Below are 15,526 nucleotides of genomic sequence, written 5' to 3' on the forward strand. Positions count from 1 at the left end.
TCCGTCCCCGCCTTCGAGCGGGGACGGACGGGCCTTCCGGCGTTCCGGGGCTCAGCCGGCCTGCTGCTGCGGCGGCTGCGGCTGGGCGTACGGGTTGTCCGCCACCGGCTGCGCCGGAGCGCCCGGCTGGTACGGCACGGCGCCCTGCGGCGCCACCGGCTGGCCCGGCTGCCCGGCCTGCGGGGCCTGCGGGGCGTTCGGGTTGAACGCGGCCTGCTGGGCGGCGGCGGCGTTGGGGTCGTGCGGCGCGTTCGGGTTGTACGGCGCGTGCGGGGTGTACGGCGTGACCGGCTGCGGCGGCGCGTTCTTGGCGTTGCTGCGCTCGACGACCGCCTTCACCGTGGTGACGATCATGGCGATCGGCAGGATCAGCGCCTGGAAGAAGATCCGGTAGGTCCCGCCCTCGAAGACGAACGCGAGGTAATAGGCGTAGCCCGCGAACCCGAGGCCAATCACGAGGTTGAGGATCCGCATGCCGACCTTGAGCCCGCGCAGGGGCAGGACGCCGAGGACCACCATGATGGTGCCGCTGAGCGCCAGCAGGACCACGTACCAGGAGAAGCCGGGCTCATTGGTGAAGTCGAGATTGTTCAAGGGATTTCCTGTGGGAGGAGAAAACGACGGGAACCGTCCGGGGACGACAGCGCACAGTACTGGAGGGGGCCGACATTCGTCGTCGCCTTTTCATCACGGTGTCGTTGCGCTGGGTCGCAGTTGTGCCGGAGCGGTAATTGACGAGGTGGGAAATGACTGACTATGAGGTGCTGCGGGTCTTTTGCGGGCCGGACGGGCGGCACGGCAACGCCCTCGGCGTGGTGCGGGACGGCGCCGCCGTGCCGGGGCGGGCGGCGCGGCAGGCCTTCGCCGGTGAACTCGGTTTCAGCGAGACGGTGTTTGTCGACGACGCGGGGCGCGGGGAGATCGACATCTACACCCCGAGCGTGCGGCTGCCCTTCGCCGGCCACCCGTGCGTGGGCGCCGCCTGGCTGCTCGGGGTGGACCGGCTGGTGACCGCCGCGGGGGAGGTGCCGGTGCGGCGCGAGGGCGGGCTGACCCGGATCGAGGCCCGGCCGGAGTGGGCCCCCGGGCGGACCCTGCGGCAGTACGGCTCGGCCGCCGAGGTGGAGGCGCTGGAGGTGCCGCCGCCGGGGGAGTGGGTGTACGCCTGGGCCTGGCAGGACGAGGCGGCCGGTACGGTCCGGGCGCGGGCCTTCCCGGGCCGGGGGGACGGGATCGACGAGGACGAGGCGACCGGCGCGGCGGCGCTGCTGCTCGCGGCCCGGCTCGGGCGGGCGCTGACCGTCACCCAGGGCCGGGGGTCGCAGCTGCTGGCCGGTCCGCGGCCGGGCGGGCTGGTCGAGGTCGGCGGCCGGGTGGTGCGGGCGTAGGGCCCCGGGGTCAGCCGGCCGGCGGGGTGGGTCCCGCGTAGGCGCGCGGACGGGCCGTGGGCGCCATGGTCACCGTCGGGGTGATGGCGGCGGCCACCGGCGGGGCGGCCAGGACGGCGGCCCGCCGGGCCCGCGCCGCGGTCCGGTGGTCCCGCAGCAGGCGGCGCAGGCCGGGGACGAGGGTGAGGTGGGCGATCATCACGCCGAGCACGGCGAACAGTATGTGGTCCACGTTGAGCACGTGCCCGGGCGTCCAGGAGGAGAGGAACTCCAGGCCGGTCGCCAGCAGGGCGGACACGCCGGTGGTGCGCAGGAAGGACGGCAGCCAGGGGGCCCGGACCCGGCCGCCGGCCAGCGGCAGCAGGACGCCGAGCGGGGCGAGCAGCAGGAACTCGCCGACCACCTGCCAGGTGGTGGAGGAGCGGAGCGAGGCCAGCGGCGTCAGGTTGGCGTCGTACACCCAGGCCACCGGCAGGGGTCTGAGCACCAGCCAGAGCACCAGCGTCAGGTGGAGGGCCAGGCCCGCCAGTCCGGCGTGCCGAAGGGGACGGTGGACGCCCGCCGCCGGCCTGTTCTCGGTCCGTGCGCCGGAACGCTCGTCGCGTGTCCTGGTGCCATCTCGCTGCACGGGGGGAAGGACGTGGGCCGGTGGCGCGGCGGTTCCACACCGGGCCTGAACATTCCGGGACGTGCCCCCGTTTCCCGCCCCACGGGGTCTGACGGGCACCTCCCGACCAGACACGCTACCGGCAGGGCGCCGCCGTGGGCACCGCGCTGAACACGTTGTCGGGCGGCGGCGAGCCCGGCGCCACCGGGGTGGGCGAGGGGCTGGTGCCCGCCTTGGCCGCGCCGCGGGCCGGGGTGACGGCCGGGGCCGGCGGGGTCGGGGTGGCCAGCGCGGTCGGTATGTGCGGCGCGCTCGGGCAGGCCGTCCGGCTGGCGGGCGCGCCGGCGTCGACCGGTACGGCCGTCGGACGGATGCCGCAGCCGGAGGCCAGCGCGAGCAGGAGCAGCACGCCGGCGGTGCGGCGAAGGCGGGTGCGGCGCAGGGCGGTGCGGGTGGGGGCGGTCACGTGGCGTCCTTGAGCTCGGCGTCGCCGGCGGGGCCGAGCTCGGTCCCGCCCGCGGACGGCGGCGGTGGCGGGGTCAGCGGCAGCGTCAGGGTGAACACCGCGCCGACCTCCCCGTTCGCCGCCGTGATGGTTCCCCCGTGGATCTGGGCGTTGGCCATCGCGATGGACAGCCCCAGGCCGCTGCCCTCCGAGCGGGCCCGGCCGCGGTCGGCCTTGTAGAAGCGGTCGAAGACGTGCGGCAGCACGTCCTCGGGGATGCCGGGGCCGCTGTCGGAGACCTCGACCACGACCGAGTCCGCGGACTGCCGGACCTTGACCCGCACCGGCGAGCCGCCGTGCTTGAGCGCATTGCCGATCAGGTTGGCGAAGACCACGTCGAGCCGGCGCGGGTCGACCACGGCCAGGATGCCGCGCGGGGCGTCCAGTTCGACCGCGTCGTACCAGGCCCGGCCGTCGATGCAGGACATGATCAGGTCGGCGACGTCGACCTCGTCGGCGACCAGCTTGGCGGTGCCGGCGTCGAAGCGGGTGACCTCCATCAGGTTCTCGACCAGGTCGGACAGCCGCCTGGTCTCGCTCACCACGAGTCGGACGGCGGGCTCGATCATCGGGTCCAGCGACTCGGCCTCGTCCTCCAGGATGTCGGTCACCGCGGTCATCGCGGTCAGCGGGGTGCGCAGTTCGTGCGACATGTCGGCGACGAACCGCCGGCTCTGCGCCTCGCGCGCGCTCAGCTCCTCGACCTGCTCGTGCAGCGACTCCGCGGCCCGGTTGAAGGTCCGGGCGAGGTCGGCGAGCTCGTCGGAGCCCTCGACCTCCAGCCGGGTGTCCAGGTGGCCCTCGCCGAGCCGCTTGGCGGCCTCCCCGAGCCGCTTGACCGGCCGCAGCACGGTCGAGGAGGCGGCCTGGGCGAGCAGGGCCGAACCGATCAGCGCGAGCAGGGTCGCGATGGCCAGCGACCAGCCCAGGGTGTTGAGGTCGGCCCGTTCGTTCTCCAGCGACTTGAACATGTACGCCGTCGGACCGTTCGGCAGCACCTTGGTGCCGCCGATCACGAACGGGCGGCCCGCCAGGTTCTGCCGCTGCCAGTACAGGTGGTACGGGTACGGGTTGCTCTCGGTGACCTCGCGCGGCTTGGCGACGGTGGACTGCAGCGCCGCCGGGACGTCGGCCAGGGTGAACTGCGTCGGGGCCGAGGAGGCCGGGCACTCGGGGTGCGCCGGGTCGACCACGACCACGTCGTAGGACAGGCCGGAGCTCGCCACGTTGGCGGCCAGCGTGGCGAGCTCCGGGCAACTGGCGTTCAGCGGCAGGTCGGAGACGTTGCGGCTGAGCGAGACCCGGAAGTCGTTCAGCGCGGTGTCCTGGGCGCGCTTGAGCACCGCGTCGCGGTTCAGCCAGTACGCGATGCCGGAGGCCGAGACGGCGGCGAGCAGCGCGACGGCCGCGAACACCGCGATCAGCCGCACCCGCAGGGAGCGCAGCCGTCGCCACGGACCGGACGAGAACCGCCGGGCAGTCTGCTGATGGTCAGTCACAAGAGCCTGTCGTCGTACGGGAGTTCAGGAAGGTGGGCGGGGCCGGGGCGCGCCCTAGGCAGGCGGGTCCAGCCGGTAGCCGACCCCGCGCACGGTGCGGATCAGCGTCGGCGCGGACGGCACGTCCTCGACCTTGGCCCGCAGCCGTTGCACGCAGGCGTCCACCAGGCGGGAGTCGCCGAGGTAGTCGTGCTCCCAGACCAGCCGCAGCAGCTGCTGGCGGGAGAGCGCCTGGCCGGGGCGGCGGCTGAGCTCCAGGAGCAGCCGCAGCTCGGTCGGGGTGAGCTGGAGGTCCTGACCGTCCTTGGTGACGGTCATCGCGGCCCGGTCGATCACCACGCTGCCGTACGCGGAGGAGTCCGAGCTCTCCCGCTCGCCGCGCCGCAGCACGGCGCGGATCCTGGCGTCCAGCACGCGTGGCTGGACCGGTTTCACCACGTAGTCGTCCGCGCCGGACTCCAGGCCGACCACCACGTCGATGTCGTCCGAGCGGGCGGTGAGCAGGATGATCGGCAGCTGGTCGGTGCGGCGGATCCGCCGGCACACCTCGAAGCCGTCGATTCCGGGCAGCATCACGTCCAGCACGATCAGGTCGGGCCGCTGCTCCTTGAAGAGCCTCAGACCGTCCTCGCCGGAGGCGGCGGTGGCCACGCGGTGGCCCTGGCGGGTGAGGGCGAGTTCGAGGCCGGTCCGGATGGCGTCGTCGTCCTCGATCAGTAGGAGGAAAGGCACGGCCCCATTTTGGCCCACCCGGAGCGCCGAATCACCCCCCGGACCGGTCACCGCCCGTACGGGAACCGGAAGGACGGCCACCGGCGTCCGGAACGGCGGGAGGAGGCACGGGTCGAAGGGCCCGGCCCTGTGACACCCCTGTGACAGTCGGCGGACAGCGCCATCACAACCGGCGGGCAGGATTTTCCATGTCGCCGCAGGACAGCGGGCCGCAAGGGCCGGCTGGAGGGCGGCAACAGGAACCGCTCGTACCGAACCAAGGGGGCGCACGATGAACGCCATGCTTCAGACCCGGACCAACCCGGCTGTCCGCACCGCGCGTTCCTCAGCGACCACCCACCGGACCCGGTACGAGATCAGGACCGACGAGAACTCCGGTGCCGTGACCGTACGGGGATGCGCGCACAGCACCGGTGGAAACCCTGTCGCCCGCCGGGTGAGCGGCGGCGGCAGGACGGGGGAGCTGTACGGGATCGGCCGACTGGGGAGTGCGGTCGACTCCGGCAACACCCTCACGCTGCGGGGGATCCTCCCCGTCCGCGTCGAGGGCACGGACGCCCGGGGGGGCGACCAGAGGAAGAACGGTCTGCGCACGGTCGGCTCGGGGGAGCCGGCCGGTCGCGAGGCCGCCGGTGCGACGCTGCTGCGGCTGAACCCCGCGGCGGCCCGCACCACCGAGGCGGGACAGGGAGACGCGCAGGGGGAGCACCCGGCCGTCGCGGAGGACCACATCACGGAGTTCACCGCGTACGTGCGCGAGCGCCGCGCCTCCCTGTACGCCACGGCGTACCACCTCACCGGTGACCGCTACGAGGCCGAGGACCTGCTGCAGAGCGCGCTTTTCAGCACCTACCGGGCCTGGGGCCGGATCACCGACAAGGCCGCGGTCGGGGGCTACCTCCGCCGCACCATGACCAACCTGCACATCTCCGCCTGGCGGCGCCGCAAGGTCAACGAGTACCCGACCGAGGAGCTGCCGGAGACGGCCGGCGATACCGACGCGATGGGCGGCACCGAGCTGCGCACCGTGCTCTGGCAGGCGCTGGCGAAGCTGCCGGAGAACCAGCGGACCATGCTGGTGCTGCGGTACTACGAGGGCAAGACCGACCCGGAGATCGCCGACGTGCTGGGGATCAGCGTCGGCACGGTCAAGAGCAGCATCTGGCGCGCGCTGCGCCGGCTGCGCGACGACGAGCACCTGAACAAGTCGGGCGACACCGTCCGGGCGTTCGGCGAGCTGGTCGCCTAGCGGCGGCGGGCGGGGGAGCGCAGGGGACAGGACTCCCGTCGGGGGACGGGTAGCGGACGGTTGCGGTTCGGGGGCACCGGCTCGGGGGAGCGGTGCTCGTGGGGAGCCGAAGCCGTTCGGTGGGCGACGGGCCCGGTGCGGGGGAGACGCACCGGGCCCGTCGTCGTGTGCGTTCGCGGGGGGAGCGGATCGGCTCAGACCGCGGACAGCTCCCGCGGCCCGGCCGCCGCGCGGACCCGCCGCGCGGCCTCCGCCCCGGCGCACGGGTACGAGCCCAGCTCGACCTGCCGTCCGACGATGGCCCGCTCGGCCCGCATCAGCCGGAAGCCCCGGCGCAGCAGCACCGGCAGCGACTTGCGGCCCTCCCGGACGTCCCGGCGCAGTCGGCGCCAGGCCGTGGTGAGCGCGCCGTTGCGCAGGCACAGGGCGTCGCCGAGCAGCCCCTCGGCGGTGCACTCGGTGACGATCTCGGCGGCGAAGATGCCCTCGGCGATGAACGCGGTGGCGCCGTCCAGGTCCAGGGCGCGGGTGGAGATCCGGCCGTTGTCCGGGATCGAGTACACCGGCACCTCGGTGCGCCCGTGCTCGTACAGCGCGCGGATGGCGGCGACGGCCTGGTCGCGGTGCCAGGCGAGCGGGGAGTCCCAGTCCACGGCGCCGTCGGGCAGCCGGGGGAGGGTGGGGTCGTCCCCGTCCTTGTAGAAGTCGTCCAGCTGGAGCACCGGGAGGCCGCTGCGTTCGGCCAGCGAGGACTTCCCCGATCCGGAGGGCCCGGAGAGCAGGATCACCCGGGCGTGGGCCGTCGGGACGGGATTCATGGGGGAGTCACTCACGGGACACCAGTCTGACGCATCCCGGCCGGTTGCCGAAACCGTTCTGCATCACACCTTCCGGTCTCGCCGTCCGGTCTCGCCCTCCGGTCACGCCGTCCGGAAGTCGGGGCCGGCGCGGGCGGTGACGAAAGTCGACGGACCCGCACCAGGGGGGGAGAGGTGCGGGTCCGTCCAATGACCGTCCGGGCCCTGGGGGGGAGAGGGCACTGGGGACGGCCAGTCTGTGGAGTTGTGACGCGGGTCCGACGGAGGGTCAGATCCCCATCGGGTGCCAGACCGTCTTCGTCTCCAGGAAGGAGAGTAGCCGGTCGGTACCGGGCGCATCCGTCCAGTCCTGGGCGAACGGGTCCAGCTCCGGACGGACCACCCGCTTCAGGGTATCGGCGGCGGCGGCCTCCAGGGCGGTCGCCGCGCCGGGGCCGTCGGCGGCGACGGCGCCGGTGAGGTCCAGCGCGTTGACGTCCTGGTGCGAGGCCAGGGTGGGGGCGATGTCCGCGGTCCGGCCCGAGATGATGTTGACCACGCCGCCGGGGACGTCCGAGGTGGCCAGCACCTCGCCCAGCGACAGCGCGGGCAGCGGGGCGTCCGCGGCGGCCGCGACCACGACCGTGTTGCCGGTGGCGATCGCCGGGGCGATCACCGAGACCAGGCCGAGCAGCGAGTGCCCGTACCCGGCCTGCGGGGCGACGATCCCGACCACGCCGGTCGGCTCCGGGGTGGAGAGGTTGAAGTACGGCCCGGCGACCGGGTTGGCGCCGCCCGCGATCTGGGCGACCTTGTCCGTCCAGCCCGCGTACCAGACCCAGCGGTCGATCGCGGCGTCCACCAGCGCGGCGGCCTTCTTGGGGCCGATGCCCTCGGAGACGGCCACCTCGGCGGCGAACTGCTCGCGCCGGCCCTGCAGCATCTCGGCCACCCGGTACAGCACCTGGCCGCGGTTGTACGCGGTGGTGCCGGCCCAGCCCTTGACCGCCGCGCGGGCGGCCAGGACGGCGTCCCGGGTGTCCTTGCGGGTGCCCAGCGGGGCGTTGGCGAGCCACTCGCGCTTCCCCGCCGCGTCAGCGGCAGATGTCGCCTTGGTCACCTCGTACACCCGTCCGCTCTCGGAGCGCGGGAACTTCCCGCCGACGTACAGCTTGTAGGTCTTGAGGACGTCAAGACGCGCGAAGGTCGTGTCAGACATCGAGGTAGGCCTCCAGACCGTGGCGGCCACCCTCGCGGCCGTAACCCGACTCCTTGAAACCGCCGAACGGCGAGGTCGGGTCGAACTTGTTGAAGGTGTTGGCCCAGACCACACCCGCCTTGAGCCGGTTGGCCGTCCAGAGGATGCGCGAGCCCTTCTCCGTCCAGATGCCGGCGGAGAGGCCGTACGGGGTGTTGTTGGCCTTCTGGACCGCCTCGTCGGGGGTGCGGAAGGTCAGCACCGACAGGACCGGGCCGAAGATCTCCTCCTGGGCGATCCGGTGGGCCTGGCTGACGCCGGTGAACAGGGTCGGCCTGAACCAGAAGCCGGTGCCCGGGAGTTCGCACTCCGGCGACCAGCGCTCGGCGCCCTCGGCCTCGCCGGCCGCGGTCAGCTCGGTGATCCGGGCCAGCTGGGCGGCCGAGTTGATCGCGCCGATGTCGGTGTTCTTGTCCAGCGGGTCGCCGACCCGCAGGGTGCCCATCCGGCGCTTGAGGGCGTCCAGCAGCTCGTCCTGGATCGACTCCTGGACCAGCAGGCGGGAGCCGGCGCAGCAGACGTGGCCCTGGTTGAAGAAGATGCCGTTGACGATGCCCTCGACCGCCTGGTCGATCGGCGCGTCGTCGAAGACGATGTTGGCGGCCTTGCCGCCCAGCTCCAGCGACAGCTTCTTGCGGCTGCCGGCCAGCTGCTTGGCGATCGCCCGGCCGACCGGGGTGGAGCCGGTGAAGGCGACCTTGTTGACGTCCGGGTGCGCGGTGAGCGCGGCGCCGGTGCGGCCGTCGCCGGTGACGATGTTGACGACGCCCTTCGGCAGACCGGCCTGGCGGCAGATCTCGGCGAAGCGCAGCGCGGTCAGCGGGGTGGTCTCGGCCGGCTTGAGGACGACGGTGTTGCCGGTCGCCAGCGCGGGCGCGATCTTCCACGCCAGCATCATCAGCGGGAAGTTCCACGGGATGACCTGGCCGGCCACGCCCAGCGGGCGCGGGTTGGCGCCGTAGCCGGCGTAGTCCAGCTTGTCCGCCCAGCCCGCGTAGTAGAAGAACCAGGCGGCGACGGTCGGGATGTCGAAGTCGCGGGTCTCGCGGATCGGCTTGCCGTTGTCCATCGACTCCAGCACGGCCAGCTCGCGGGCGCGCTCCTGGATGATCCGGGCGATCCGGAACAGGTACTTGGCGCGCTCGCTGCCCGGCAGCGCCGACCAGTCGGCGAAGGCCTTGCGGGCGGCGGCGACGGCGCGGTCCACGTCCTCGTCGGTGCCCTGGGCGAACTCGGCGAGCACCTGCTCGGTGGCCGGGTTGACCGTCTTGAGGGCCTCGCTGCCGGAGGAGTCGACGAACTCGCCGCCGATGAAGTGGCCGTACGAGGTCGCGATGTCGCCGGCGGCGGCGGGGGACTCCGGGGCCGGGGCGTAGGTGAAGAGGCCTCCGGCCGGCGTGGCCGCGGGCTCCTCGATGTTCTTCTTCTTGGCCATGGTGATCAGTCCACCGTCACGTAGTCGGGGCCGGAGTAGCGGCCGGTGGCGAGCTTCTGGCGCTGCATCAGCAGGTCGTTGAGCAGGCTGGAGGCGCCGAAGCGGAACCAGTGCGGGGTCAGCCAGTCGTCGCCGAGCGTCTCGTTGACCATCACCAGGTACTTCATGGCGTCCTTGGTGGTCTTGATGCCACCGGCCGGCTTCACGCCGACCTGGACGCCGGTGGCGGCGCGGAAGTCGCGGACCGCCTCCAGCATCAGCAGGGTGACCGGCGGGGTCGCGTTGACGGTGACCTTGCCGGTGGAGGTCTTGATGAAGTCGGCGCCGGCCAGCATCGCCAGCCAGGAGACCCGGCGGACGTTGTCGTAGGTCTGCAGCTCGCCGGTCTCGAAGATCACCTTGAGGTGGGCGTAGCTGCCGTCGGCGCGCTTGCACGCCTCCTTGACGGCGACGATCTCGTTGAAGACGTCGAAGTAGCGGCCGGAGAGGAAGGCGCCCCGGTCGATCACCATGTCGATCTCGTCGGCGCCCGCGGCGACCGCGTCGGCGGTGTCGGCGAGCTTGACCGGGAGGGCGGCGCGGCCGGCCGGGAAGGCGGTGGCCACCGAGGCGACCTGGATGTCGGTGCCCCGGAGGGCGTCCTTCGCGGTGGCGACCATGTCCGGGTAGACACAGATGGCGGCGACGCGCGGGGTGGTCGGGTCGGTCGGGTCGGGGGTCCTGCCCTTGGCGCACAGTGCGCGCACCTTGCCGACCGTGTCCGCGCCCTCCAGCGTGGTCAGGTCGATCATGGAGATCGCCAGGTCGATGGCGCGGGCCTTCGCCGTGGTCTTGATCGAGCGGGTCCCGAGGGACGCGGCGCGGGCTTCGAGGCCGACCTGGTCGACGCCGGGCAGGCCGTGCAGGAAGCGGCGGAGCGAGGCCTCGGACGCCGCAACGTCCGCGAGGCCGCTGCCCGCAACGCCGGGGGCATTGGCTGCAACAGTGGACATAGTCACCAGACCAGCATATCTACGCGCGTAGCCGACCGCTAGAGCGGCCACCTTTCCGGCGGCCTTTCGTGGCCGGACCGAGACCTCGGGCCCGCGGGGCCGCCCGGCGCGGCCCGGTCGGGGTGTGGCCGCCTTCGAGGGTGCCGGCCGGGGCGTCATTCGTGGCCGGACCGAGACCCGCTGGTGAGGGGTGCATGGGGCAGAATCGACGCCATGACCGAATCCGACGGCAAGCCCCACCAGGGCCCGGCCGCCCCCGACGGGGAATCCGAGTACGCGGACCGCGTGTACCGCTCCGTCCCCGGCGTGATCTCCGGAGTGTTCCTGCTCGCCGTCGCCGCCTGGCTGATCGGCGACGCGGCGGTGACCGGCACCGGCAGGACCCCGTACGTCGCGCTCGCGGCGCTGCCGGTGTTCGCCTTCCCGGTGATCGCCTACACGCTGCGCCCGGCGGTGTTCGCCGACAGCCGGCGCCTGGTCGTCCGCAATCCCTGGCGCACCATCACCGTTCCGTGGGCCTCGGTCGACGCGCTGCGGGCCGGGTACTCGGTCGAGCTGCTGTCCGGCGAGAAGAAGTACCAGGTGTGGGCCGTCCCGGTGTCGCTGCGCCAGCGCAAGCGGGCCAACCGGGCCCTGAGCCGCGGCAACGCCGAGCACGCCTCCCGGACGGGCCTGGGGCTGGGCCTCGCCGCCCGGACCAACCCGGTCGTCCAGGGGTCCTCGGACCCCACCCGGGCCTGGTCCGACCAGGTGACCGACGTCCTCCAGGGAATGGCCGAGCGCAACGGCCGCCGACCCGACGCCGCCGGCCCGGTGGTGGTCCGCTGGTGCTGGTGGGTGATCGCCCCGGCGCTGCTCGGCCTGGTCGCGCTGATCACGGTGATCGCGGTCTGACGACGACCGCACCACGCAGGAGCCCGCCGGAAACGGCGGGCTCCTTCGCGTTGGGGCAGGTGCGGCGCGGGGCGGGGCGGCGGGGCGGCCCGTCCGTCGAATGGGTTCTGTACGGTCGCAAAACGTGTCCGGTCCATCCACCTTTGGTCACTTGTCGGTCCAAGATCACATAAATAGGCTGGCGCGGGTGTTGTGAAGCTTCCGAAAAGGCACATTCGTGATGACCGTCGCTTGGTGCGTCCAGACGTGACGCCCGTTGACAGTGGGGGAAATGTGACCAGTGGGGAAAGTCTGCCGACCGGCGTGGACCGGGTCGTCGTCATCGGAGCCGGGCACATGGGCGCCGCGATCATTTCCGGACTCCTGAGGAAAACTCCGGACCTTCCGCTCGAAATCGTGGAGACGGCCGAATCCCGGGCGCGCCTGGTGCGCGCGGAATTCGGCCTGGAACCCGTCGTCCGGTACCGCCCGCGGCCCGGGGACGCCGTCGTCCTGGCCATCCAGCCGCAGGCCTTCGAGGGGTTCGCGGCCGACCAGGAACCGGGCGCGTTCGAGGGAGCCCTGGTCATCTCCGTGATGGCCGGGGTGAGCATCGCGGCCATGACGGCGCTGCTGCGCACCGACCGCGTCGTCCGGGCGATTCCCAACACGCCGTCCGAGGTCGCACAGGGCATGACCGTGCTGTGCCCCGGCGCCACGGTGTCGGAGGACGACGTGCGGACGGCGGAACGGCTGCTGTCGTCGATCGGCCGGGCCCTCACCGTGCGCGACGAGGCCCTCATCGACGACGCCACCGCGCTCTGCGGCGGCGGGCCGGCCTTCGTCGCGCACATCGCCGGGGCGTTCATCGACTTCGCCGTCACCGCCGGATTCGACCACGCGCAGGCCCGGTCGATGACCACCCAGGTATTGCGCGGCACCGCGGAACTCCTGGATTCGACCGAGCACTCTCCCGAGGAGCTCTGTCGGCAGGTCATGACCCCGGGGGGAACGACCGAGCAGGGAATCTTCCATTTCCAGGAGCTGGGGCTCCAGGAGGTGCTCGTGGGGGGTTTGACCCGGTCCGCCGACCGGTCGCGTGAACTGGGCGGCATCGGTAGGTGAATACGCGTGCCACGACGGCCGCCACCCCGGTGAATGGGGTTCGGCCGGGGACCCGGCCGAGAACTCGACCGAAAATTCCATTAGAGGGGGCATCATGCTGGGCGTGATCCGGCAGCACAATCCCGGCGACAGAACCGCGGCGGTGCATTCCGAGGACTTCTACGAGGTCTACTTCGGGCTCGGGCACAGCCTCCGACTGCAGGACCGCCAAGGCGTGTTCAAGGTCAGCCCCGCCGGGCTGAGCCTCGGCGACGTCCTGGTGCGCACCCTCGACCGGTCCGTCCTGGGCGGTTCGGTCCTCGACATGGGCACCGGCAGCGGGGCCCTGGCCCTGCTGCTGCGCAGCCTGGGCGCCCGCGACATCGTGGCGACGGACGTGTCGATCCCCGCGTTGAAGACCGCCGCGGAGAACGAGCAGCTCAACTTCGGCGACCAGATCGTCCGGTTCGACGCGGGCAGCCTGTTCCAGAGCCCGGCCGCGGACCGCAGGTTCGACCTCGTCGTCTTCAACCCGCCCGGCTGGCGCACCCCGTCCGCGGACTGCCGGCGCGAACTGCGGCAGCAGGGGCTCGCCGACCTCGAACTGTCGGCCATGTTCTCCGGGGAGGAGGTCCTCCTCGGCTTCCTGCGCGACCTCCCGGACCACCTGACCGACACCGGGCGCGCCGTCATCGGCCTCAACTCCATGACGGGCATCCAGGACGTGCTCCGCCGACTCGGCGGGCCGGCGGGCAGCGCCGGCCCACTGGAGTTCCGGCTGATCGAACGGCACAGCTTCCCGCTGTTCCTGTACACCAGGGAGTGGCACGCCTCCAGACAGGTCCTCACCCGGGAGTTCCACCACTGGAAGGAGCACCACGGCGCGGCCTTCAGCATCGCCGGCGACGGGACCCTCTACTGGTCGTACGAGATCGTCGAATGCCGCCTGGCCCGCCGGGGGGAGAGGCGGGCAGATGGGTAGCGTGCGCGGCCGGGGTGCTCCGGCGGGCCTGGCCGCGATCGCGGTCGCGAACGTCATCCTCGGCTCGTCCTCGCTGTTCTGGCGGGCCCTGGCGCACGTGCCGCCGGTGACGCTGCTCGGCTACCGCATCCTGGTGTCGCTGGTGACGCTGTGCGCCGCGCTCGCACTGCTGGGGCGGTTCCGGGCCGCGGCCCGCACGGCCGCCACCCCGAGGCTGGTGGCGGTGCACCTGACCGCGGCGGTGCTGGTCTGCATCAACTGGCTCACGTTCATCTGGGGTTCGATCCACGGTCGGGTCATCGAGACCGGCCTCGGCTACCTCATCGCCCCGGCGGTCACCGTCGTCCTCGGGACGCTGGTGATGGGCGAACCGCTCGGCCGGCTGCGCCGCGTCGCGCTCGGCCTGTGCCTGCTGGGCGTGGTGCTGCTCATCGTGCGCAGCACCGAACTCGAGTGGTGGGTGTACGTCACGATCGGTCTGACCTGGGGGGTGTACACCTTCCTGAAGAAGCTCACCACCGCCGACCCGGTCACCGGGCTGACCCTGGAGACGGCCCTGCTGGCGCTCGGCATCGGGATCGCCGTCCTCACCACGGGCTACTCGCTCGACCCGGGGCCGACCGCGGGGCACACGGACTTCGTGCTGCTCGCGGTGTGCGGCCTGGTCTCCGTCACGCCGCTGTGGCTGATCGCCTTCGGCGCGAAGAAGGTCAGCCTGACCGCGACCGGGTTCATGCAGTACGTGCTGCCGACCACGCAGCTCGTCGTCGCGCTGGTCTGGTACCACCAGCGGCCGTCCGCCAACACGCTGATCTGCTTCGCCGTGGTCTGGCTGTCACTGGTCTCCATCGTCATCGAATCGGCGCTGCGCGTCCGCAGGGCGCGTCCGCAGTCCGGGCCGGTCGCGGCACCGGTCGAGAAGGGGGTACGGCTGTGAGAACGGGCGACGTACTGGTCATCGGCCTCGGGGTGTTCGGCGCGGCGGCGGCGCAGGCACTGGCCGAACGCGGCGCGCGGGTGCTCGCCGTCGACGCCCACGGCCCGACGCACCGGTTCGGCTCCTCCCACGGCGAGACCCGGATCTTCCGCCGGGCCTACTGGGAGGGGACCGACTACCTCCCCCTGCTGGAGCGCGCCCACGAGCGGTGGACGGACCTGGAGGACGCGTACGGGGACACCCTGCTGATGCGCACCGGCGGAGTCTTTGTCGGGGCCGAGTCCAGCGGTGTGGTGGACCTCAGCCGGCGGACCGCGGAGACCGGCGGCATCGCGCACGAGGTCTGGAACGCCGAGCAGCTCAACGGGCGCTTCCCGTGGTTCGGCGTCGGGAGCGACATGAAGGCGCTGTACGAACCCGGTGCCTACACCGTCCTGGCCAACCGCGCCCGCCTGGCGATGATCGACGAGGCGGTCCGCCGGGGGGCCTCGATCCGCTTCGGCGAGGAGGTGGTGGACCTGCGGTCGGCCGCCAGTGGCGTGACCGTACGGCTGCGCTCCGGCGGGACGCTCTCCTGCGACGCCGTCGTCGTCGCGACCGGTCCCTGGATGAAGGGGCCCCTCACGCCGTCCCCGGCGCGGCACCTGAGCCCGATGCGGGTCCCGGTCTACTGGTTCCGGGCGGACCCGAAGCTGGGCACCGAGGGCTTCCCCGCCTTCCTGTACGAGAGCGCCGACGGGCAGGTCGTCTACGGCGTGCCCGAATGGGGTGAGGGCGGCCGCGAGGTCAAGATCGGCTTCCACAACCGCCAGCAGGTCCCTGGGGACCCGACGGACCTGGCACGCCGCGAGGTCTCCCCGGAGGAGCGGGAGGAGATGGCCCGCATGGTGGCCCGGATCTTCACCGGCGTCCAGCCGGAGGCGCCCCGGGCGCGTTACTGCTACTACACCCTGACCCCGGACGGCAGCTTCATCATCGACCGCTCGCCGGCGGACCCGCGGATCGTCCACACCTCGGCCTGCTCGGGGCACGGGTTCAAGTTCGCCCCCGCGGTGGGCGACTGCGCGGCCGCCCTGGCGCTGGGCGAACCCCTCGACATCGACCTGGCGCCCTTCGCGGGCGACCGGTTCGGCGCGGGAGCGGCCGGCGACCGCTGACGTCCACCCCG

General features: G+C 72.6%; 16 protein-coding genes. 7 read left to right on the top strand and 9 right to left on the bottom strand.

The features are described from left to right. Positions 1 to 51 precede the first annotated feature (51 nt). The gene (locus ACZ58X_RS07430; RefSeq protein ID WP_470332688.1) at positions 52 to 594 is read right to left on the bottom strand and encodes a hypothetical protein; all 543 of its coding nucleotides are present in this window, start codon (positions 592 to 594) and stop codon (positions 52 to 54) included. A gap of 152 nt (positions 595 to 746) precedes the next feature. On the opposite strand from ACZ58X_RS07430, the gene ACZ58X_RS07435 reads away from it, so the two are divergent. After that, a complete protein-coding gene (locus ACZ58X_RS07435; protein ID WP_470332689.1) occupies positions 747 to 1,388 on the top strand; it encodes a PhzF family phenazine biosynthesis protein in 642 nt (213 codons plus the stop codon). 10 nt (positions 1,389 to 1,398) lie between these two features. Here ACZ58X_RS07435 and ACZ58X_RS07440 read toward each other — a convergent pair whose 3' ends face one another. The 4 genes from ACZ58X_RS07440 to ACZ58X_RS07455 form a co-directional block, all read right to left on the bottom strand. Next, complete coding sequence (locus ACZ58X_RS07440) at positions 1,399 to 2,016, bottom strand: VanZ family protein (RefSeq protein ID WP_470332690.1); 618 nt, start codon at positions 2,014 to 2,016, stop codon at positions 1,399 to 1,401. Between the two features lie 115 nt (positions 2,017 to 2,131). Next, entirely contained in the window at positions 2,132 to 2,461 is a 330-nt protein-coding gene (locus ACZ58X_RS07445) for a hypothetical protein (RefSeq protein ID WP_470332691.1), read from the bottom strand. After that, complete coding sequence (locus tag ACZ58X_RS07450; protein ID WP_470332692.1) at positions 2,458 to 3,999, bottom strand: ATP-binding protein; 1,542 nt, start codon at positions 3,997 to 3,999, stop codon at positions 2,458 to 2,460. Before ACZ58X_RS07450 ends, ACZ58X_RS07445 begins: the two co-directional genes overlap by 4 nt. 54 nt (positions 4,000 to 4,053) lie before the next feature. Then, entirely contained in the window at positions 4,054 to 4,731 is a 678-nt protein-coding gene (locus ACZ58X_RS07455; RefSeq protein WP_030257458.1) for a response regulator transcription factor, read from the bottom strand. Positions 4,732 to 5,011: 280 nt separating this feature from the next. On the opposite strand from ACZ58X_RS07455, the gene ACZ58X_RS07460 reads away from it, so the two are divergent. Continuing rightward, on the top strand, positions 5,012 to 5,980 hold the full coding sequence (locus ACZ58X_RS07460) for a SigE family RNA polymerase sigma factor (RefSeq protein ID WP_470332751.1): 969 nt from the start codon (positions 5,012 to 5,014) through the stop codon (positions 5,978 to 5,980). 194 nt (positions 5,981 to 6,174) lie between these two features. Here ACZ58X_RS07460 and ACZ58X_RS07465 read toward each other — a convergent pair whose 3' ends face one another. From ACZ58X_RS07465 to deoC, 4 genes are all read right to left on the bottom strand, one after another. After that, on the bottom strand, positions 6,175 to 6,813 hold the full coding sequence (locus ACZ58X_RS07465; RefSeq protein ID WP_470332693.1) for an ATP-binding protein: 639 nt from the start codon (positions 6,811 to 6,813) through the stop codon (positions 6,175 to 6,177). Positions 6,814 to 7,066: 253 nt separating this feature from the next. After that, the gene (locus ACZ58X_RS07470; protein ID WP_470332694.1) at positions 7,067 to 7,996 is read right to left on the bottom strand and encodes an aldehyde dehydrogenase family protein; all 930 of its coding nucleotides are present in this window, start codon (positions 7,994 to 7,996) and stop codon (positions 7,067 to 7,069) included. Then, positions 7,989 to 9,470 (bottom strand): aldehyde dehydrogenase family protein, encoded by a 1,482-nt coding sequence (locus ACZ58X_RS07475; RefSeq protein ID WP_470332695.1) that lies wholly within the window; start codon positions 9,468 to 9,470, stop codon positions 7,989 to 7,991. The genes ACZ58X_RS07470 and ACZ58X_RS07475 overlap by 8 nt, the downstream gene beginning before the upstream one ends. Before the next feature lie 5 nt (positions 9,471 to 9,475). Then, on the bottom strand, positions 9,476 to 10,462 hold the full coding sequence (deoC, locus tag ACZ58X_RS07480; RefSeq protein WP_360238036.1) for a deoxyribose-phosphate aldolase: 987 nt from the start codon (positions 10,460 to 10,462) through the stop codon (positions 9,476 to 9,478). Between the two features lie 213 nt (positions 10,463 to 10,675). Between deoC and ACZ58X_RS07485 the strand changes: the two genes are divergently transcribed. The 5 genes from ACZ58X_RS07485 to solA all read left to right on the top strand — a co-directional run bounded on the left by ACZ58X_RS07485 (position 10,676) and on the right by solA (position 15,515). Further along, a complete protein-coding gene (locus tag ACZ58X_RS07485) occupies positions 10,676 to 11,356 on the top strand; it encodes a PH domain-containing protein (protein WP_470332696.1) in 681 nt (226 codons plus the stop codon). Between the two features lie 303 nt (positions 11,357 to 11,659). After that, entirely contained in the window at positions 11,660 to 12,460 is an 801-nt protein-coding gene (proC, locus tag ACZ58X_RS07490) for a pyrroline-5-carboxylate reductase (RefSeq protein ID WP_470332697.1), read from the top strand. 94 nt (positions 12,461 to 12,554) lie between these two features. Then, a complete protein-coding gene (locus ACZ58X_RS07495) occupies positions 12,555 to 13,421 on the top strand; it encodes a methyltransferase (RefSeq protein ID WP_470332698.1) in 867 nt (288 codons plus the stop codon). Beyond that, a complete protein-coding gene (locus tag ACZ58X_RS07500; protein ID WP_470332699.1) occupies positions 13,414 to 14,358 on the top strand; it encodes an EamA family transporter in 945 nt (314 codons plus the stop codon). Before ACZ58X_RS07495 ends, ACZ58X_RS07500 begins: the two co-directional genes overlap by 8 nt. Beyond that, entirely contained in the window at positions 14,355 to 15,515 is a 1,161-nt protein-coding gene (gene solA / locus ACZ58X_RS07505; protein WP_470332700.1) for an N-methyl-L-tryptophan oxidase, read from the top strand. The genes ACZ58X_RS07500 and solA overlap by 4 nt, the downstream gene beginning before the upstream one ends. Positions 15,516 to 15,526: the final 11 nt, after the last annotated feature.

The sequence above is a fragment of the Kitasatospora sp. NPDC040550 genome, assembly GCF_055594965.1.